General features: G+C 38.4%; 21 protein-coding genes. 18 read left to right on the top strand and 3 right to left on the bottom strand.

From position 1 onward, the window contains the following. Positions 1–4 precede the first annotated feature (4 nt). The gene (locus AAC073_RS06870) at positions 5–2,638 is read right to left on the bottom strand and encodes a tetratricopeptide repeat protein (protein ID WP_339923106.1); all 2,634 of its coding nucleotides are present in this window, start codon (positions 2,636–2,638) and stop codon (positions 5–7) included. Between the two features lie 110 nt (positions 2,639–2,748). Between AAC073_RS06870 and AAC073_RS06865 the strand changes: the two genes are divergently transcribed. The 12 genes from AAC073_RS06865 (at position 2,749) to selD (ending at position 11,971) form a co-directional block, all read left to right on the top strand. Beyond that, complete coding sequence (locus tag AAC073_RS06865; RefSeq protein WP_339923105.1) at positions 2,749–3,615, top strand: M23 family metallopeptidase; 867 nt, start codon at positions 2,749–2,751, stop codon at positions 3,613–3,615. Positions 3,616–3,617: 2 nt separating this feature from the next. Beyond that, positions 3,618–4,037, top strand: coding sequence for a polymer-forming cytoskeletal protein (locus tag AAC073_RS06860; RefSeq protein WP_020889024.1), 420 nt, complete (start codon positions 3,618–3,620; stop codon positions 4,035–4,037). Next, complete coding sequence (locus AAC073_RS06855) at positions 4,003–4,236, top strand: AtpZ/AtpI family protein (RefSeq protein WP_339923104.1); 234 nt, start codon at positions 4,003–4,005, stop codon at positions 4,234–4,236. Before AAC073_RS06860 ends, AAC073_RS06855 begins: the two co-directional genes overlap by 35 nt. Before the next feature lie 45 nt (positions 4,237–4,281). Then, entirely contained in the window at positions 4,282–4,671 is a 390-nt protein-coding gene (locus AAC073_RS06850; RefSeq protein WP_339923103.1) for a hypothetical protein, read from the top strand. 18 nt (positions 4,672–4,689) lie between these two features. Continuing rightward, positions 4,690–5,712, top strand: a complete 1,023-nt coding sequence (atpB, locus tag AAC073_RS06845; RefSeq protein WP_339923102.1) for a F0F1 ATP synthase subunit A — start codon at positions 4,690–4,692, stop codon at positions 5,710–5,712. Between the two features lie 40 nt (positions 5,713–5,752). Further along, positions 5,753–6,010, top strand: coding sequence for an ATP synthase F0 subunit C (atpE, locus tag AAC073_RS06840; RefSeq protein WP_010854327.1), 258 nt, complete (start codon positions 5,753–5,755; stop codon positions 6,008–6,010). An 81-nt stretch (positions 6,011–6,091) separates the two neighbouring features. After that, the gene (locus tag AAC073_RS06835) at positions 6,092–6,586 is read left to right on the top strand and encodes a F0F1 ATP synthase subunit B (protein WP_339923101.1); all 495 of its coding nucleotides are present in this window, start codon (positions 6,092–6,094) and stop codon (positions 6,584–6,586) included. A gap of 9 nt (positions 6,587–6,595) precedes the next feature. Then, positions 6,596–7,159, top strand: a complete 564-nt coding sequence (atpH, locus tag AAC073_RS06830) for an ATP synthase F1 subunit delta (protein ID WP_339923100.1) — start codon at positions 6,596–6,598, stop codon at positions 7,157–7,159. 34 nt (positions 7,160–7,193) lie between these two features. Then, positions 7,194–8,771, top strand: coding sequence for a F0F1 ATP synthase subunit alpha (gene atpA, locus AAC073_RS06825; RefSeq protein ID WP_339923099.1), 1,578 nt, complete (start codon positions 7,194–7,196; stop codon positions 8,769–8,771). Positions 8,772–8,816: 45 nt separating this feature from the next. After that, a complete protein-coding gene (atpG, locus tag AAC073_RS06820) occupies positions 8,817–9,689 on the top strand; it encodes an ATP synthase F1 subunit gamma (RefSeq protein ID WP_339923098.1) in 873 nt (290 codons plus the stop codon). Positions 9,690–9,914: 225 nt separating this feature from the next. Then, a complete protein-coding gene (mnmH, locus tag AAC073_RS06815) occupies positions 9,915–10,925 on the top strand; it encodes a tRNA 2-selenouridine(34) synthase MnmH (RefSeq protein WP_339923097.1) in 1,011 nt (336 codons plus the stop codon). 5 nt (positions 10,926–10,930) lie between these two features. Continuing rightward, entirely contained in the window at positions 10,931–11,971 is a 1,041-nt protein-coding gene (selD, locus tag AAC073_RS06810) for a selenide, water dikinase SelD (protein WP_339923096.1), read from the top strand. Positions 11,972–12,008: 37 nt separating this feature from the next. Here selD and AAC073_RS06805 read toward each other — a convergent pair whose 3' ends face one another. Both AAC073_RS06805 and AAC073_RS06800 read right to left on the bottom strand, forming a co-directional pair. After that, positions 12,009–12,941 carry an SGNH/GDSL hydrolase family protein gene (locus AAC073_RS06805; RefSeq protein WP_339923095.1) on the bottom strand — a complete coding sequence of 311 codons (933 nt, stop codon included), beginning with the start codon at positions 12,939–12,941 and terminating at the stop codon, positions 12,009–12,011. A 59-nt stretch (positions 12,942–13,000) separates the two neighbouring features. Continuing rightward, positions 13,001–14,107: a hypothetical protein gene (locus tag AAC073_RS06800; protein WP_339923094.1), complete on the bottom strand. Its 1,107-nt coding sequence runs from the start codon at positions 14,105–14,107 to the stop codon at positions 13,001–13,003. A gap of 506 nt (positions 14,108–14,613) precedes the next feature. Between AAC073_RS06800 and AAC073_RS06795 the strand changes: the two genes are divergently transcribed. The 6 genes from AAC073_RS06795 (at position 14,614) to AAC073_RS06770 (ending at position 20,636) form a co-directional block, all read left to right on the top strand. Further along, positions 14,614–15,480: an endonuclease/exonuclease/phosphatase family protein gene (locus AAC073_RS06795; protein WP_339923093.1), complete on the top strand. Its 867-nt coding sequence runs from the start codon at positions 14,614–14,616 to the stop codon at positions 15,478–15,480. Between the two features lie 407 nt (positions 15,481–15,887). Then, positions 15,888–17,297, top strand: coding sequence for an alkaline phosphatase PhoX (locus AAC073_RS06790; RefSeq protein ID WP_339923092.1), 1,410 nt, complete (start codon positions 15,888–15,890; stop codon positions 17,295–17,297). A gap of 355 nt (positions 17,298–17,652) precedes the next feature. Further along, a complete protein-coding gene (locus AAC073_RS06785; RefSeq protein WP_339923185.1) occupies positions 17,653–18,375 on the top strand; it encodes a tetratricopeptide repeat protein in 723 nt (240 codons plus the stop codon). Between the two features lie 76 nt (positions 18,376–18,451). Continuing rightward, positions 18,452–18,928: a 6,7-dimethyl-8-ribityllumazine synthase gene (gene ribH, locus AAC073_RS06780; protein ID WP_339923091.1), complete on the top strand. Its 477-nt coding sequence runs from the start codon at positions 18,452–18,454 to the stop codon at positions 18,926–18,928. A gap of 41 nt (positions 18,929–18,969) precedes the next feature. Further along, entirely contained in the window at positions 18,970–20,295 is a 1,326-nt protein-coding gene (locus AAC073_RS06775) for an aspartate kinase (RefSeq protein WP_339923090.1), read from the top strand. Positions 20,296–20,297: 2 nt separating this feature from the next. Continuing rightward, positions 20,298–20,636, top strand: a complete 339-nt coding sequence (locus AAC073_RS06770) for a DUF6787 family protein (protein WP_339923089.1) — start codon at positions 20,298–20,300, stop codon at positions 20,634–20,636. Positions 20,637–20,639 lie beyond the last annotated feature (3 nt).

The following is a 20,639-nucleotide window of genomic DNA, read 5'->3' as shown; positions in this document are numbered from 1 at the left end:
GATGTCAATAAGCTTTCTTATAGAAAGACCTGTATTCCTCAATGTCTTTCCTTTTATTGAGTTGTTGAAAATTCTCAATTGAAATTACAAAACTACTATTTTTTATTTCCTCAGTTAAGGAATCATTATTAAAACTATTCAAAAAGGTCTCTTTATATGCAAGTGACTTTTCAGAATTTGAAAATGGACTAATGATCAAAATGGTTGTGTCTCTGCCAAGGGAAATTGTGCCCGTTCTTAATCGCTCATTGGAAAAGTTTGAATTGTGGAAACTTTCGAGAGCAGCTGTCAGGCCACTAGCTTTTTCAGCCAAATCCGTATTCATTGGTAATATAAATATATGGGTTTGATTCAGGTTCTCTTTGTAAGGAGATTGAATATTTGGGTCTTCAGGAAAATCTACCGAAATATCAGACGTTGCTACTTTTTCATCAGTATCCTCAGTATTCAGAACCGGAGCATTGCCCTCACCTTCACTTACAGCACTCAATAATTTTTCCGCAAAATCCAACAATTCTTCTTCCTTTGTTTGCTGTAAATAAGTTCTAAGACGGGTTTTATACGTATCCAATGGTTCTAACTGGCCAGTAATCATAATATCGAGTAACAATAATCGATCCGTATTTTTTGTTAATGGATATTCATTGAGGGTCTGTCTTACTATATTTTTTGCTTCTTCATACCTTCTCTCCTGAAAGTATCCATAGGCAATTTTGTAATTTTCACCAGAAGCAAGATTAGCTTGGGATCCTGACACCTTTTCAGGGTTGTTGATGGACTTGGTGAACTGAGAATCAGGAAATTCTTGATTCAATAATAGTGCGTATTTCTCAGCGTTTTCATTTAAATCCTTGGTGGCTAAAAATAAAGTGTAATAAGCTTCTGGTTTTTTTAGTGTTTCAGGGTATTTCTCAATTAAAGCTTCTAGATACTCAATCGATTTTTCTGGCTGCTTAAGATCAAAATACAGCAACTTACCTAAATTAAAGTAGGCCTCTTCCATCTCCACTAACATCTCCTTGCGGATTTCTGGAGCATTTGGAATTTGACTTAGCAAGGTTGCTTTATCAGGTAGGTTTTTAATGATACTGGCAGAGGTGCTTTCATCTTCTGGAATGGTTTTTTCATCCATTGAATTGTTTCCCTCCGAGTTGGCCGCTTCTTGAAACCCCCTGTCGCTACTTCTCCAGTTGTCTGTAAGAGGTCTGTTTCCCCACATTTGAGTAAATTCCAAAGCTCCTTTTTGAATAGCTACTGTATTGTCCCAATAAAAAGTCGCTCCCGAACCTGCACCGCTACCTCCGAAAGCCAAAAGATTTTCAAATACACCTTGAGTCTTTTTTTCTTTGGTCATCTCAGCTTCCCTGATCAACCTTTCTTCCTCTTGCGCTAAAAAATCATCAATAAATTTTTCTTGTGCTTCTGGGCTCAGTTGGCTAAGCTGAATGAGGCTGTCATTGGTGGTTATCAATTCATAATTTAAAGCGTACTGATCGAAAATAATTTTTCTTGCAGCGAGTATGCCATAATTTTTATCCGTTTCTTTAAATTTAGTTAAGGCACTGTCCAAGTAATATTTAGTTTTTAAAAAATCCTCTTTATCGTTAAGAAATAAATCAGAGAGTGCTTCATAAATGTATCCTTTTTGCCTGTCGTTTTCTGTTATTTCTTTTGTGGCAAGAGAATATAAGCGAATGGCTTCATCCAGATTTCCTTGTTTTTTCTCAAAACGGCCCTTTTCAAAAAGAATGACATCTCGAAAATCAATGTTTTTATTATCCTTGTATAAGTCATCATAATAATCCCGTACACGCTCTAGGTCCTTGCTTCGCTCAAGTTCGGCCACTTGTTGGGAATATAACTGTGCAAAAAAGATTCGCTCATAGTTTGGGCTACCAGAAACGGATTTCTGGTAATACTCATAGGCAAATGCATCTAAACCCGCTTTTTGATAAAGCTGTGCCAGTATGAAATTAATTCTTGAAGCTTCTGAATTGTCTGTGGTGTATTCAAGTGATTTGAACAAGGAGGGAGCCATCAGGTCCATTTCTCCTCTGGCTTCATAGTAATAAGCCAAAGTCTTGTAAAGGTATTGTTTGTTTTCATCGATGATATTTTCTTCCTTGGAAAGAAAGTCAATCACAAAACTCGCATCCTCAAATTGCCTGTGGTCAATGAAAGACCTCAAAAGTTGAATCAATGCAATATGCCTTACATCGTCTTGTTCACTGTTAACGTTTAAGAATTTAAAGGTGTTTTGGGCTTCTTCATACTGACCTCGGTAGTAATCTACCTTGCCTATTAGGTAATAAGAAGGGTCCACCCATTTGCTTATTTTATGCCAATCCACTGCCTTTGAAGCCATTTCTCTTGCCTCCTTCAGCAGTTCTTCCTTGGATTCAATTGTAGCGCTGTCTATGGTATAAAAAATGGGTAGTACCTGAGAGAAGTCTTCTTGGTATTCATTTTCTATTTCATTTTCTAATTCAAGAATTTTTTCTTTGGCATAATAATAGGCATTGAATTTGGCCGTTGTGTTATGATACAAACGGTTGGTAAAAGTGTCTTTCTGCGAGGAGCAGGAAGGCAGCACATTCAAGGCAATAGCCAAAAAGAAAAATAAAATGTTCCTTTGCAATGTTTTTATGTTTGAATTCTTGTCCAAATTAGTTCTTTTGGAATAAATATTTAAACGAAAGGAATTAAATTCTATTTTTGTAAAAAATAAATATCTAAAACAAGTGTCCATTGAGCCTTAAACAGAAAATAAACGACTGGATAGAAACCAAGTTCCTGATAGTAATTAGAAAGGAAGAGGACTTCTCAGTCATTACCTCATTTAATATTACGAAGATCAGGGTTGGATTATTGTTGGTTCTGGTATTTATGACCTGTTTTGTGATTTCTTTGTTTTTATCCAAAAGTTTATTGGCAAGGTGGTTTGACCCGGTTTATATAGAGACAGAAAACATGGTGAAAATCCATACCCTATCTGAAACGATTGATTCTTTGATCATGGAGGTCGATGCAAAGGATCAATATGTCAAGAACATTCAGAGTGTCATTTCAGGTGAATTTGAAAACGATAAGCCTGTAAGGCCTGATACAGCAAATAAATTGGTGAACAGGGAGGCAATAGACCTTTATAAAAGCAGTGATGCTACCAAGCAAATTATTGGTGAATTTGAATCACTTCCTTTAGAAGAAACCAGTTTTGGAAGAATAAGCAGTGGTTCATTTTCAGACAATTATTTTTTCCCTCCTGTAAAAGGAGTGGTGACAAGTGCTTTTACTATAAGTCAAAATCATTTTGGAGTGGATGTAGTTGCTGCAGAGAATGAGCCAGTTAAAGCGATTGCAGATGGCACCGTGATTTTCTCCAGCTGGACGCTAGAGACCGGCTATGTAGTAGCAGTACAGCATTCGAATGAATTGATTTCGATTTATAAACATAATTCTGTAATATTGAAATCCATTGGAGACCCTATCCGTGGTGGGGAGATATTATCAATAATCGGAAATACCGGTGAGCAAACTACAGGGCAACACTTGCACCTTGAGCTGTGGTACAGAGGAAATCCACTCGATCCCCAGGAATTTATTACATTTGATTAGATATGGCAAAAAATACTGATGATAGAAAAAACACCACGGAACTGGTTACCTCCAGTAATTTGGTGGCATTAGGAACAGTTATAGTAGGAAATATAGGTTCTCAAGGAAATATCCGGGTAGAAGGTACTGTGGATGGATCTTTGGATTCTCAAAAAAAGATTATTATTGGGGAGTCTGCTAAGGTAAATGGAGACGTTAGAGCAGAGGATGTGGAAATTTCAGGTCAGATCAAAGGAGACATCTATTGTTCTGAGTCTCTTTTCCTTAAAAAATCAGCGTTGATTTATGGTGATATATACACCAAAAAATTGATTATAGAGAACGGCGCAGAGTTTAATGGTAAATGCAACATGGGCAACAACAGCCAATTAAAAGTGGAAAGAAAAGATGGCGACACCAAAAAACAAGCCTCCTCAAACTGATCCTCCGGTATATGTGAAATACTTTGGATTGGCCTTTCAGATGTGTGCCATTATTGGACTTGGTAGCTATCTGGGTTACTGGTTACATTTAAGAAGCAACATGGAGTTTCCACTCTACTTGTTGCTGGGTTGTTTTCTATCTACAGCAATAGCTTTTTACCAGCTTTTTAAATCAATCTCTCCCAAAAAAAATAAATAAAGTCAGGTTTCGCCTTTCATTATTCCCCAAGAAAAAACTAATTAAATGAAGGCGCTATTTAAAAACCCATTATTAAGTTTACTTATTTTCACCCTTCTCCTGGCAGTAGTAATATGGCTTTTAGAGCAATTATTACCAGGGCCATGGTTACACATCTTGATTTATCAAATACTATTTTTCTTCGCCGTGCTTACTGGAGTAACAGGTTTTTTAGCAGGTAAATTGATGAAATTAGAAACATTTACTAGTGTTTCAGTCATTTTGGGAACCACCATTATTAGACTTCTTTGTTGTATTGTCTTCGTTTTTTTCATTTTATGGCTTGGTCATGAAAATTTACTTTGGTTTGTTGTGGATTTCTTTATCATTTATTTGTTGTACTTATTGTTTGATATGTACGGCTTAATAACTAATTTGCGCCTTCATTCGAAATAGGGGATAAAAATTGTTTTGATGGTCCGCAAAGTTATTAAATTAAGTGTCTTAATGTCAGTAGTTTTACTGACATTTTCTGCAGCAGTTATGGCTGCCTCAGGTGAAGATGAAGACAAGACGAGCTTCATTATGCACCACATTAAGGATTCTCATGAATGGCATTTTGCCACTTTGGGACATACTCATGTAACACTCTCTCTTCCTGTCATTATCTATTCAGCTGACAGAGGTGTTGAGTTTTATTCCTCTTCTGCTTTTGTAGATCCAGATACCCACCATTTTGGCGTGGAGCACAATGGGTACTACATAGATGAGCATGATAAGCTTCAGGCGGTAGATGAAAGTAGATCCTTTACTGATTTGAGCATCACAAAGAACGTAGCCATGATGCTTTTGATTTTGGCGGTAACTTTTTACCTGATGCTTTCTGCTTCTAGTTATTACAAAAAGCACCCCAACAAAGCGCCTAAAGGGATCGCCTCATTCGTAGAGCCCATCGTTATTTTCGTTAGAGACGAAATTGCTCGCCCAAACATTGGCCCTAAATACAAAAAATTCACTCCCTACCTTTTGACCTTATTCTTCTTTATTTGGATAGGAAATCTTTTGGGATTATTGCCAGGTGCAGCCAACCTAACCGGTAATATCGCTGTGACAATTACCTTAGCGATGATAACCTTCTTTATTACTAATTTTAATGGTAATAAGGACTATTGGAAACATGTGGTGGCTACTCCGGGGGTTCCACTTCCGCTATTGTTAATCATTGTTCCAGTAGAGATTATTGGCTTGTTTACAAAGCCATTTGCCCTGACTGTTCGATTGTTTGTAGCGATCACTGCTGGTCACATTGTAATCCTAAGTTTTATAGGATTGATCTTTGTCTTTGAATCTTACGCAGTAGGAGTAGCTTCCACACTGATGGTGGTATTCATTAATGTGATCGAATTACTGGTAGCCACTATTCAGGCTTATGTATTTACTTTATTCTCTGCCATGTACATAGGTTCAGCTGTAGCTGAGCATGGACATGAGCATTAATTATGAATTCTTTGTTCAATTAAATTAAATAAAAACGAGTATGTTAACTTCATTATTATTGACTGCCGGTTTTGCACTTATGGGTGCTGGTATCGGTGCTGGAATTGTTGCGATAGGCGCAGGTCTAGGTATTGGTAGAATCGGTGGACAAGCCATGGAAGGTATTGCACGTCAGCCTGAGGCTGCTGGTAAAATCCAGACTGCAATGTTGATCATCGCTGCCCTTATTGAAGTAGTTTCCTTGTTTGCTGTGGTAGTTTGTCTACTTATCGCTCTTAACGGAAATCTTACTTTCTAGAAAAAGAAATTGGACCGGCGTTAGGCCGGTCCTTTCTTAATTATTGAACAAAACTGATATTTAGCTTAAAAAATAAAAGAAATGGATCTGATTACTCCTGACTTAGGTTTGATTATTTGGCAACTGTTAGGCTTTGCCATCTTATTTTTCATTTTAGCGAAATTTGCTTGGAAACCAATTCTATCTGCGCTTGATGAACGAGAGGGTACTATTGAAGCCTCCTTAAGTGAAGCTGAAAATGCAAGGCTTGAAATGCAAAATCTTGTTTCTGACAATGAACGCCTTCTTCAAGAAGCCAGAGTTGAAAGAGACGAAATTTTGAGATCAGCAAATGAATTTGCCGCTCAAACCATGGAAATCGCAAAGGAAGAAGCGGCCAAAGCGGGTGCTAAAATGATCGAAGATGCCAAGGCTATAATAGAAACTGAAAAACAAGCAGCCTTAACGGATGTTAAAATTCAGGTAGCTGAACTTTCTTTAGATGTAGCTGAAAAACTATTGAGAAAAAATCTTTCTAGTGAAGGGTCTCAAAAAGAACTAGTAGAAGAATTTGTTAAGGATATAAAATTAAACTAACCTACAGGAATGTCAGCATACAGAGTAGCTTCTCGTTACGCAAAATCACTGCTGGAACTGGCAGTAGAGAAAAATGAATTGGAACAAGTACATGTAGATATGACCACTGTCCTGTCTTTAAGTACTGAAGATTCATCCTTCTCCGACATGGTTAAAAGTCCTGTCATAAGTTCTGAGAAAAAAATAAGTACTTTAAAGTTGCTTGCTGGGAAAAAAGCCTCTGCATTGACCATAAAGTTTTTTGAATTGGTTGGTGAGAAAGGCAGAACAGCATTTCTTCCAGAAATGGCCACTGCGTTTTTCAGGTTATACAATGAGCACCTTGGGATACAAACGGCAGAAGTGGTAAGTACCATTCAGCTAGATGACGAATTGCGAAATTCTTTTAAGGATATCGTTAAGGAGGTTTCTGGCAAAGATAAAGTGAAACTCATAGAGAAGATCAATCCTAACCTTATAGGTGGTTTTGTTCTTAGAATCGGTGACAAACAACTTGATGAATCCATCAAGAGTAAGTTGCAACAATTGCGTCTGGATTTCACCCAGAACTTGTATGAGAAAAAATACTATTAAGAAATTAAGCTGTAATCAATAATACTATACAACAATGGCAGATGTAAGACCTGATGAAGTTTCGGCAATATTGAAAGAACAACTCTCGGAAGCCAAAACACAAGCAGAATTGGAAGAAGTGGGTACTGTGCTCCAAGTCGGTGACGGTGTAGCCCGAATTTATGGACTTTCTAAAGTGCAAGCTGGAGAGTTGATCGAATTTGACAATGGCTTAAGAGCCATGGTTCTTAATTTAGAGGAAGACAATGTAGGTGCTGTACTCTTTGGAGAAGCTAAATCCGTAAGAGAAGGCGATACCGTTAAAAGAACGAAAAGGATCGCCTCCATTAAAGTTGGTAATGGTATGTTGGGTAGGGTGGTAGACACCTTAGGCGTTCCGATTGATGGTAAAGGTGAACTCCAAGGAGATCTCTATGAAATGCCTCTTGAAAGGAAAGCCCCAGGTGTAATTTATCGTCAGCCGGTAACTGAGCCTTTACAAACAGGTATCAAATCTATTGATGCAATGATTCCTATTGGTAGAGGACAAAGGGAATTGATCATTGGTGACAGACAAACAGGTAAAACTGCTGTTGCGATTGATACTATCCTTAACCAAAAAGAATTTTACGATAAAGGAGAGCCTGTATTCTGTATTTACGTAGCGATAGGCCAAAAAGCTTCTACCGTTGCTAACGTTGTTGCTGCCCTTGAAAAAGGTGGAGCTTTGCCATATACTGTTATAGTAAGTGCATCTGCTGCAGATCCTGCACCTATGCAATTCTTTGCCCCATTTACGGGTGCTACTATCGGTGAATTTTTCAGAGATACTGGAAAGCCAGCCTTGGTAGTTTATGATGATCTTTCCAAACAAGCTGTTGCTTACCGTGAGGTTTCCTTGTTGTTAAGAAGACCTCCAGGACGTGAAGCCTATCCTGGTGATGTATTTTACCTTCACTCCAGATTATTAGAAAGAGCTGCGAAAATTAACTCTTCTGATGAGATCGCAAGACAAATGAATGATTTGCCACCTTCCTTGGCTCCCCTGGTAAAAGGAGGCGGCTCTCTTACTGCATTGCCTATTATCGAAACACAAGCTGGTGACGTTTCTGCCTATATCCCTACCAACGTAATTTCAATTACAGACGGACAGATATTTTTGGAAACGAACCTTTTCAACGCTGGTATTCGTCCTGCAATTAACGTAGGTATTTCTGTATCACGTGTTGGTGGTAACGCTCAGATCAAAGCCATGAAAAAAGTGGCTGGTACCTTGAAATTAGATCAAGCAGCTTTCCGTGAATTGGAAGCCTTCTCTAAGTTCGGATCAGATCTTGACCCTACTACTAAAAGAACGATCGAAAGGGGTAGAAGAAACCAGGAAATACTAAAACAGGGACAATATTCTCCCGTAAGAGTAGACCTTCAGGTAGCCATTATCTTTGCTTCTTCTAGAGGTTTATTAGATAATATCCCTGTCAACAGAGTTAGAGAATTCGAAAAAGACTTTTATAATCTTATTATTGCTCAATATCCTGAAGCGCTTACTGCTATCAATAAGGGAGATCTGGATACTACAGGCAATTTGCTTAAGAAAGCGATTGAGGAGTTAGCTCCTAAATACAAAGCTTAATTAGCACTGGTCTTAAATAGTATATAAGAAGGATATAGAATAATTATGGCGAATCTAAAGGAAGTAAAAGAAAGGATCAATTCGGTAAGCTCTACCCAGCAGATTACCAAAGCCATGAAAATGGTAGCGGCTGCTAAATTGAGAAGGGCACAAGAGAAAATTGTGCAGATGAGACCCTATTCTCAAAAACTGACTTCCATCCTAAATAATATTTCTTCAGGAGCAGAAGGTGTAGCAGATATCGTGTATGCTCAGGAACGTGGTGGAAACAACTTATTGGTTATTCCTATTACCTCTGATAAAGGCTTGTGTGGTGCTTTTAATTCTAACGTGATTAAAGCAACAAATGCAGTTTTCTTAGAAAACCCGAATAAGAAAATCACGGTAATGCCTGTTGGGAAAAAAGCATCGGACTTCTTTAAGAGGCAAAATTTCCCATTGGTTTCTGACTACGCTGGATTGTTTGAAAAAATTTCTTTCCAACCAATAAAAGAAGCTGCTGAATTTGTTATGGAGGCCTTCGTTAATGGAGAGTTTGATCAGGTAATTCTGGTATACAACCAGTTTAAGAATGTAGCTACACAAATTGTAGTTAAAGAACAGTTCCTTCCAATATCCAAAATGGAGGAAGAAGGAGGAGAAAGCAAAGCGCAACAAGATTATATCGTGGAACCTTCCAGAGATTATATCATTGAGGAGCTAGTGCCTAATTCTTTAAAAATACAGTTTTATAAAGCCATTTTGGATAGCAATGCTTCAGAGCATGGCGCTAGAATGACAGCGATGAGTAAAGCTACAGACAATGCTGGTGATCTTTTGAAAGATTTAAAACTAGTTTACAATAGAACAAGGCAAGCAGCCATTACCAACGAAATCCTAGAAATCGTTGCTGGTGCGAATGCTTTAGAAGGAAAATAGTTATAAATAATATTTTATTAAATGAAACCGGTTGTGAAAGCAACCGGTTTTTTTGGGTTTTAGAAGCATCAATTCATTTTGCTTTTCTTGTACTTTTATTGTTAACTTGTCCTCAGTATAACATTTTTCTACGTGGCTGTTTATTAAATGGTTTTAATACTAACCTTGGTTCGGAAAAAATGAAGAATTGCATTATTGCCCTGACTTAACGGCACGCTTCTTATCATGCAAGTAATTGAAATTGATCAATTTTTAAGCAACAAAAATGACTTCCCTGTTTTAGATACTCGGTCGCCTGGAGAACATGCTGCTGGTCACATCCCAGGTGCGGTTAATCTTCCTTTATTTGACAATGATCAGAGGGCTATAATCGGGACGATATACAAAGAAGAAGGCAGAGAGAAGGCAATTAAAGTTGGTCTTAAATTGATAGGTCCAAAATTGGTAGACCTTATTGAAATTGCCGAATCATTAGGTTCCAAAAAGTTGCTGATCCATTGTTGGAGAGGTGGTATGCGGTCTTCAAGTCTCGCTTGGTTGCTCGAACTCTATGGTTTTGAAATCCTTGTTTTGAAGGGAGGATATAAGGCCTATAGAAACTACTTGCTTTCCTTTTTTGACCAACCACTGAAACTTAAAATTGTGGCAGGCACCACTGGATCTATGAAAACAAGTCTCCTAAAAGAGATGGAAACCAAAGGGGCACAGATAGTCGACCTTGAAGGGTTGGCGCATCACCAGGGATCCGCCTTTGGTAGTCACAAAGAAGAAAGTCAACCTAGTTCAGAACAATTTCAAAATGATATCTTGGAGAAATTCCTTTATTTCTCTCTTGAGAAACCCATTTGGCTGGAAGACGAGTCGTTTATAATTGGAAAGGCACACATTATAGCTCCATTGTACCAACTTATGCAAGAATCTCCTCGGTATCATATCGTAGTGTCGAAAGAACAAAGACTTAAGGTATTGGTTAATGGTTATGGGAGCCTTCCTAAAGATAAGCTGATTAAATCTACCTATGATATTGCAAAAAAGCTTGGGAAAGAGAACTGCGAGCTTGCCGTAAACCACATTGAAAATGGAGAGATGAGCCAAGCAGCAAGTATTATATTAAGTTATTACGACAAAGCTTATGGCAAAGGGCTCAACAAAAAAGCCAAAACTGTCGTAAGGGAAATCCCCATGAATTTAGATAACCTATCGGAGGTAGCTGCTTCCCTCATCAAAATAGAATAATATTTATGGAAAATCAGGAAATAAAACTTACGCAGTACAGCCATGGCGCAGGCTGTGGATGTAAAATATCTCCAGCAGTATTAGGTGAGATCCTCCAAAGTGAAGATTCAGGGAAAGTCAGTTTCCCTAATTTGCTAGTAGGAAATGAGGAAAGTGACGATGCAGCAGTAGTCAGTCTAGATGGCAAAACAGCCATTGTAAGCACTACGGACTTCTTTATGCCGATAGTGGATGATCCTTTTGACTTCGGAGCCATAGCGGCAACCAATGCCCTAAGTGATATTTATGCAATGGGTGCCATGCCTTTAATGGCCATTGCCATCCTGGGCTGGCCCATTTCCAAATTGCCTGCTGCGGTGGCGAGCAAGGTTTTGGAGGGAGGAAGGTCAGTATGCCATAAAGCAGGTATTCCATTAGCAGGTGGTCATAGTATAGATGCGCCAGAGCCTATTTTTGGTTTGGCTGTGACAGGGAGTATAGCAGTCAATCAGGTCAAAAGAAACAGCACAGCAAAAGTAGGCGATCGTTTATACCTTACCAAGCCAATTGGAGTTGGGATGGTAACCACCGCTGAGAAAAAGGGACTGGCGCACAAAATGGATGTGCTTTTGGCCAAAACATCAATGCTTAAACTTAATGACATCGGTGCATTGGCAGCAGGTTGGCCAGAAGTTCATGCAATGACAGATGTTACAGGCTTTGGCTTAGGTGGACATTTAACAGAAATGTGCAAAGGAGCTTCCTTTTCAGCGCAACTTGAGCTGGATAAAATCCCTTGTTTTGATTTCGTACAAAAATACATCGACCTGAATTGTATTCCTGGGGGAACACATAGAAATTGGGATAGCTACGGTACTGGCATCGCTATTACCGCTGATAGGGATAAATTAATTTTGGCGGATCCGCAAACAAGTGGCGGTTTATTGATGGCCGTGGACCCCAACAAAACAGCTTTATTTGAAAGGAAAATGACAGAAGAGGGCTATAACTTGATCTCCTTTGGTGAAATAATTCAAAGGAAAGATAAAATCATTTATATAAAATAAAGATACTTTTACTTACAAAGGAGCGATTATTCCTTCCTTATTTTCTATTTAGGTTGTTTATTTCATTCAAAATAGTGGCTCTTTTCATACGCACTTCTTTCCATGGAAGGCCTTTTTTCATGCCTGGGCGTTCATGGCCAATATGGTTTAGTAGGGCGTCTTTTGTGATGGATTGTCTTTCTTTAACTAGGGCAAGGACTTCTAAACCTTGATTCCAACTGCCTAACACCACTTGAGCGTTGTTCTCAGTGAGATTTTCCCCCTCGCCAATTCCTTGAAGTAGACTTCTAGCCATGAGCCAATGCCCAAGTTCAGCAGGATGAACGCCATCTTTTGCCAATTCGAAGGATGGATTAACCTCCCGCTGGTCTTCTTGAAATTTCCGCATTGGCCAATGCAAATCTATTACCTCCCAATTTTCAGTATACCGTTGGCTTACCAGCCAGGAAGAATAAATGTCCAAAACATTGGCGTAAGCGGCTCCTTTTTTCTCGTCATATATAGGAGGAGTACTGTGTATGATTTTAGCACCTATGGCCAAAGCCTTTTGGTGTAATTTTCTTTGACCTTGTTTATAGGCATCAAACCGTTCCTCATTGAATGGCAGGTAAATACCATCGTTCATTCCATAGTTGGAGAAAATCAAATCTGGTTTTATCTCTTCCAGAATTCTATCTAACCTTTCGTGTAAGTCTGGTCTAGGGAATTTTCCTTCTGCATGTCCCTCTTCAGAAAGCCCTGAAACCGTTTCACTTGGCAAACCTACATTCATAAAATCCCAGTCCCTATCAGGATGAGAAAGCCTAAGATAGGTCTCGATATAGTCTACATATTGCCCTGAGTAAGTTATGCTATTGCCGAGAAAAAGAATCTTTTTTGCGGAAGTTGGCATATCATAAGATTCTTGGGCGATGAGGTTTGGGGCCAGCATTCCCCATATGAGAATTCCGAGGAGAGATTTAAGTATCATTAGACAAAATTATGTGATCAAATTTTCCGTTGAATATACTTAAAAATAGTTTATTGGACTTATTTCTTGGCCTCCTTTTTAAGTAGCCAATCGGATAATTTCGCAAGGTCTTCTTCGATTATTTCCCGTTCTTTTTGATTTTCATTCAGTTTTTTCATCAACTTCTTAAGTTGGTAATCTGGTTTAACAGCCATCAGTCGGTAAAAAAAGCTGGCAAATATAAACCCTTCACGTGCTTTCATTAACAATGCCCTTAGTTTATACCCACGTGACAACTGGGATAGTTTGGTCACTTTTATCAGCCTGAGTGACCTTACAAATGAAACAAAAGGCAGAAGAATGATAAGCAGATCTATCCAGTTTTTTTTGATGTAGGTGAATTCATCATCCGTAATAGCGATCAGAAGGAGGAATTCAAAAGTAAAGGCAAGCCAGATAAAACCCTGAACTAATCCGAGTACTAAGGATAAGTCTGTGTTTAGAAAGTTTTCTACTTCTTCATAAAACTGCCATTCTATCAACAATACGGGAATAATCAAAAGAGCAATCACTATCATGGGAATAGAGAATTGCTTTTTTAGGTGGTTGAAGAGACCTTCATTGCACTTTGACCATCCATAAAAGGGCAGCCAGATCTTTTCTGGTTCAAGTAGATGGCGTTGCCCAATTGCCATGGGAGGAAAAATCAAAGACAATATTTTTCTAACAAAAGAACTTTGTGCTATTCTGACTTTGCTGGTATATGCCAAGCGTGCGACCAGCAATGCTTCTAGTAGGAAGAACAGCCACAATATGCCGTAAATAACAGCCAAGCTTGAAATGAAAGAAGAGTATTGCAGATGGCCTTCCTCATAGGAGAAATTATTGATGATGGCTGCTGAAATAAACAGCATGGTGAGGGAAATAAGAAATTTAGGCCAAACAATTATTTCCTGGTATTTGGAAAGGGCATTCTCATCCTTAATCGTAAGGTTTGTCTGTAAGGAAATATCCCTCGTCGATTGAACCTGAAGTAATAAAGGATAATCTTTGGAAAGAACACCTATAGGGCTTAGCAACTGCTCTCTTTTTAAAAGAGCCTCTATCTGGGCAATGACAAAAGGATTCTCAGACTGGTCAATGGCTGAAATTAAGGCTGCCCTTTTTTCATCAGAGATTTGATTCATAATAGTGGATTAAATGACAAAGGTAATTGCTTAGGCTGGTAAGCCAAAGCTTAATGGCTTTGCAGCGATCTTTGTGCTAACTATTTAAAAGTTGGGCTGATGGGATGGGTGATTGCTTTTAGAAATTAGAGCCTAATTTTATTTTTGTGTTTAATACTTTGGAAATAATACACCTGTAAGTGGCTGAAATAATTAAGGTTATAAAATTAACGCTAGGGTTTTTATATAGAATCATTGTAGTGATAAAAATAATGATTGAGAAAAGGTAATTGCTTTGTTTTTGTCAAAAAAACTTGGTAAATTTTCAACAAAGACTGATAAAATGAGCAAAGACAAAGGAGAAAAAAAGGACCCTAAAAAGAAAGCTGGAAAAAGCTTGATGGAAAAAAGGGCGGATAAGAAAGCCAAAGAGTTGGACAAGAAGCGTAACGGATAGGATTACCAACTAATTTGTAGGACAATGCCCAAGATTTTTCTTGGGCATTGTTTGATTTAAATCGATTTTTATGTTTCAAAAAAAATTAGCAATAACATTTAGGCTTTTATCATTTTCATTACTGGGATTACTTGGCACTACCTTAGTGAATGCACAAGAGCAGCATATAGTCATAGCTACATTTAATATTCGTTATGACAACCCCAATGATGCGCCAAATACTTGGGAAAATCGCAAGTTACCTGTAAGCCAGTTGATTCGTTTTCATGCTTTCGATATTTTCGGCATTCAGGAGGGGCTTCACCATCAAGTAAAAGACCTAGAAGGCCTTTTACCAAACTTTGCTTTCGTCGGTACAGGAAGGGATGATGGGAATGAGAAAGGAGAATATTCTGCTATTTTTTACCAAAAAGCGAAATACAAGGTAGAAGAGACTGCCACCTTTTGGTTGGCACCCGAGACAGATCATCCAAATAAAGGTTGGGACGCAGCTTTGCCAAGAATCTGTACTTGGGCTAAAATGTTAGAAATAGAATCAGGGAAAAGTTTTTATGTTTTCAATACCCATTTTGATCATCGTGGTGTAGAAGCAAGGAACAAAAGTGCGGCCCTTATTCTTGATAAGGTCAAAACCATAAATACCCAAAAATTGCCAGTATTTTTAATGGGAGATTTTAATGTCGACCAATCTACTGAGGCTTATCAATTGCTAAAAAATGCACCTGGTATGAAAGATACCTATGATGCTGCCGAATTTGTTTATGCTAACAACGGAAGTACCAATGGATTTGACCTGACCAAAAGCCATGACAGAATTATTGATCATATTTTTGTTAGTGAATCGCTAAAGGTGAAGAAATACGGTTTACTTACAGATACGTATCACAACCGTTTTCCATCAGACCATTTCCCCATAATGGCAGTGATTGCTTGGTGATAGGTCAAGCCACAGGGTTCCATAGCTGAACCTTAAAGGATCATATTACTGTAAAAGATTTAATAGCTAGTGCTTGCCACACGATTAAAGTGTAAGTATTGAATTAATAATTTTTTAACAGGTAGTTTGGATTTTAAACACTGGAATGAATTAAAATTACGCACAAATCAAGCTGTTGGTAAATACTACCAATTACCTAAACACCTAACCCATTGATTGGCATTGATTTTTGCCTATTTCATAGCAAAGTTTAAGTTTCTAACCGCTTACGGATAAGGTTTAGGATTTAGTTTTGATTTTTAATAAACTGCTTACAGTTTTTGAAGGTAATAGGAATACCTAATCAAAAACTTGGTATGATTTAGAATTTAAGCGTATAGCTTGTAGTAATCAATTGTAAACCTGACATGAATTCATCCAACAAAGACACTCGAAGAAGTTTTTTAAAGACCTCAGGAATGGCCACTCTTGGTTTTATGGGACTTTATCAGTTAATTAATCCTGGAAAAGCCTTAGGGCGTACGATGGCTCCGGCTGCGCTAGGGTATGGGCCACTAAAAAAAGATCCAGCAGGAATATTAAATTTGCCTGAAGGTTTTTCTTATAAACTCCTAACAAAAAAAGGGGATAAGATGGACGATGGGTTTTATCTACCCGGGGCCTCAGATGGCATGGGTGCATTTCAAGGGAAAAATGGAAGGACAATAGTAGTCCGTAACCATGAGCTTAGTCCCGATTCTTTAGAAAATTCCGGCTTTGGAAAAAACAATGAATTGCTTGATAAACTTTCCTCTAAGGATTTTTATGATTTTGGGAAAGGATTGTTACCAAGTCTTGGTGGAACGTCTACGTTTGTATATAACGAAGAAACGGGTGAGCTAGAAAAACAGTTCATTAGCCTGGCTGGAACTGTCAGAAACTGTGCCGGTGGCATCACGCCTTGGGGTAGTTGGTTGACCTGTGAAGAAAGTACGCTGAAAAAGGGCGGATATGATGGGCGTCTGGAGAAAGACCATGGTTATGTTTTTGAAGTGCCAGCCACTGAGAAAATTCAAAGAGCAAAGCCACTACCTATTAAAGCCATGGGTAGATTTAATCATGAAGCAGTAGCCGTAGACCCAGCATCTGGAGTTGTGTACCTTACAGAGGATAGGGGCGATGGTATCTTTTACCGATACATACCTAATGCCCCAGGTAAACTACACAAAGGAGGAAAATTACAGGCACTTGTTATTTTGGGAGAAAAAAGCAGGGATACCAGAAACTGGGAAGACAGTGAAGGACCTGAATTTCCATTAATGAAGAGCCATAAAGTAACCTGGATAGACATTGAAAATGTAGAAAGCCCAGAGGATGATCTAAGATTTCAAGGTTTTGAAAAAGGGGCCGCTGTTTTTGCTAGAGGTGAAGGAATTTGGTATGGTAACAAGGAAATTTATTTTGCTTGTACCAATGGAGGGAAGATAGGGGCTGGACAAGTGTTTCGTTACACTCCTAGTAGGAATGAGGGTAAACCTGAAGAAAAAAACAAGCCTGGAGAGTTGACTCTTTTTGTGGAGTCAGTAGATAGGGAAATATTAAAAAGTTGTGACAACCTCGCAGTAGCTCCATGGGGCGATGTGATTTTGTGTGAGGATCACAAGCATCCATTCTTGGTAGGAGTAACCCCAAAAGGAGAGTTGTACCACCTTGCTGAGAATGTAGGTTTTGAGTCAGAATTAGCTGGAGGCGTATTTTCTCCCTCTGGAAAAACCTATTTTGTGAATATTCAGGGACCTGGAATTACTGTGGCAATCACTGGCCCATGGAAAACGTAATAATAAGTAGTTTAAAGGAATTCCCCCTCTTCAGCATGGTTTTAAGAGGGGGAATTGTTTTTATTACCCTTTGTTAAAAACTTTGGTCATCAATCTTGTTCGGGTTTCAATTGTGGAATCAGATCAATATGTCCGATTATCAGTCTTTTGACTTTAATACAAGCAATTGGAATAACTTAAAGTAAATACCATCAAGATTTGTTTCAATACCATTAGGCTAAAGGCCGATCAGTATTGAAAACCTTAAAAAAACACAGTCCTATGGGGTCACTTTTCTCTTTTTTACTGCTCAGTCCACAATAGTTTTGTTATTCATTAAAACATAATCTATATTTGCCACTCAAAATTAAAAATGATGGCCACTCAAAAGACCAAAAAAGGGAGTCCAGCTCCTCATACATCCAATGAACTTCTAGAGAATCCTGAAGCAATAGCTGATCGTCTTGGTAGAGGTGAAACCTTTCTTAAAGAGAACACCAAACTAGTAGGTGGGATCATAGGATTCGGGATATTACTCATAGTAGGGATTGTTGGATTTCAGATACATAAAGCCAATCAGAATAAGACGGCTCAAGGTGAAATGTTCCAAGCAGTATACTATTTCGAACAGGATAGTGTAGATTTTGCGCTCAATGGAGACGGTGTTGAGCCTGGTTTCTTAGAAATCATAGATGAATATGGCGGAACGGATGCAGCTAATTTGTCAAATTTTTATGTTGGATCTATTTACCTCTCTAAAGGAGAATTTCAGTCTGCTGTAGATCACTTGACAAACTTCTCTTCATCTGACTTCCTTGTACAAGCGCATGCTTATGCATTAACAGGAGATGCGTATTTGGAACTTGGTGAATTGGACAATGCTATTAGCTATTATAAAGACGCTGCGGGTTACAAGTCCAATGAGTTTTTTACGCCTAAGTATTTATCCAAACTTGCCATTGCTTATGAAGAAGCAGGTGAAATAAATCAAGCAATAGCTACTTACGAAGAAATAGAAAATAAGTATGCTGATGCTTATGAATTCAGTGAGGCTCGAAAGCAAAAAGCCCGCCTTGAAGGTCTGGCTTCTTCTAATTGATATGAATTTAATCATTGATACTAAAGAGTAAGACCCGAAAGGTTTTACTCTTTTTTTGTGAATTAATTTTAAACTTATGGCTACTTCATTAAAAAATCTAAGTCAGCATACCCAAGAAAATGTAACGGATATAAGTGATAGAAAATTCGCTTTGGTAGTGGCTGAATGGAATGATGAAATCACCTCCTCCCTCTACAGTGGAGCTGTTGAGACCCTTTTGCGCTATGGTGCAAAAAAGGAGAATATTTACAGGAAAAATGTTCCGGGTTCATTTGAACTTACCCTTGGTGCACAATGGCTAGCAAAACTAGAAGAAATCGATGCTGTGATTTGCTTAGGATGTGTCATTCAAGGAGAAACACGTCATTTTGATTTTATTTGCGATGCAGTGGCCAACGGCATTACCCAAGTAGGCTTGAAGTACGATAAACCTGTTATTTTTGGTGTGTTGACACCAGATAATCAACAGCAAGCTTTGGACAGAGCAGGTGGGAAGCATGGTAATAAGGGAGATGAAGCGGCCATCACGGCAATTAAAATGCTAGGCTTTTAAGCCAATACAAATCAACATATTACAATAAATCTGGTATTCTAATGAAAATCATGAAATTTGGCGGCACTTCAGTAGGAAGGCCGGAAAGAATGCATCAGGTAAAGGACCTGATCACATTTGATGATGATAAGAAAATTGTGGTATTGTCGGCACTGTCTGGTACTACCAATGTATTGGTAGCCATAGGCGATGCCTTATCTGCAGGTAAAAAGGACGAGGCCAAAGAAAAGATAGAAAGCCTTCAGGACCATTACCTTCAGTTTTACCAAGAATTGTTGACCTCAGAAGCAGGAAAAGCCAAAGCATTACAAATTATCAACGAGCATTTTGAGTTCTTGAACATAATTCTAAAGATATCCTTCAACGAAGCGATTAATAAGGATATTCTTGCGCAGGGAGAATTACTTTCTACTAAGCTTTTCTTTACCTTTCTACAAGAACAAGAGATTCCAGCAGTATTTCTACCAGCATTGGAATTCATGTGCATCGATGAAAACAATGAACCAAATCTTGCTAAAATAGATGAAAACCTTGAGGCTATATTGGCAGGCTATCCTGACGAGAGCATTTTTATTACTCAAGGATACATTTGCAAAAATCACCTGAATGAAGTGGATAACTTAAAAAGAGGTGGAAGTGATTACACAGCCTCTTTAATCGGTTCTGTTATCTATGCTTCTGTGGTTGAGATCTGGACGGATATAGATGGGATGCATAACAATGATCCTAGAATAGTGGAACAAACAAGGCCAATTGCTCAATTGTCCTTTGATGAGGCTGCTGAGTTGGCTTATTTTGGTGCTAAAATTTTGCATCCCGCCTCTATATGGCCTGCGCAATTGCATAATGTCCCTGTGAAGCTACTCAATACCATGGAGCCCAGCGCTCCTGGAACTACCATTACTGGAGCAGGAGAAGGTTCAGTAGGTGTAAAAGCAATTGCCGCTAAAGATGGCATTACTGCTATAAAGATCAAATCCAGTCGAATGCTTTTGGCTCATGGGTTCTTAAGAAAAGTTTTCGAAATCTTTGAAAATTACAAAACTTCCATTGACATGATCACTACCTCCGAGGTAGCCATTTCTCTGACCTTGGATGACACCACCCATTTGAAAGAAATTACTTCTGAATTACAGAAGTTGGGAAAAGTGGAAGTCGACCATTTCCTTTCTATTATATGTATCGTTGGCAATTCCATCATGCAAGAGCGAAATGTGCTCAATAAAATCATGGCCAGTGTGGAAGATTTTCCGCTAAGAATGGTTTCTTATGGAGGAAGTAAGCACAATGTTTCTCTCTTAATTGATGGCAAACATAAAAACGAAGCCTTGCAAAGCTTGAATAAAGGTTTGTTCGACTTTAATTAACAATGAACGAGCCTGGAACAAATAAAACCAACTTTCTAAAAAAGCTGCAAACCAAATGGAAACTCAAGAGTCTCTGGCAGGTAGCGCTAGTGCTAGTGGTGTTTGCTTGCACAGGTTTCACCATTTTGTTAATTAAGCAGCCAATATTTGATTTTTTGGGCCTGGATACCACTGAGGGTAGTTTCTTGAAAACGTTGCTTTATCTATTGTTGGTATTGCCATTGTATCAAGTGTTTCTATTGATATATGGTTTTATTTTTGGGCAGTTTGCTTTCTTTTGGGAAAAAGAAAAGCAATTTTTCCGTCGAATGGCACGGCTTTTCTCCCGAAATAAAAAGTAATAC

The sequence above is a fragment of the uncultured Cyclobacterium sp. genome, from assembly GCF_963977555.1.
Classification (GTDB): domain Bacteria; phylum Bacteroidota; class Bacteroidia; order Cytophagales; family Cyclobacteriaceae; genus Cyclobacterium.
The sequence above is the reverse complement of the archived record's forward strand: the minus strand, read 5'-3'. Positions and strand labels throughout refer to the sequence as shown.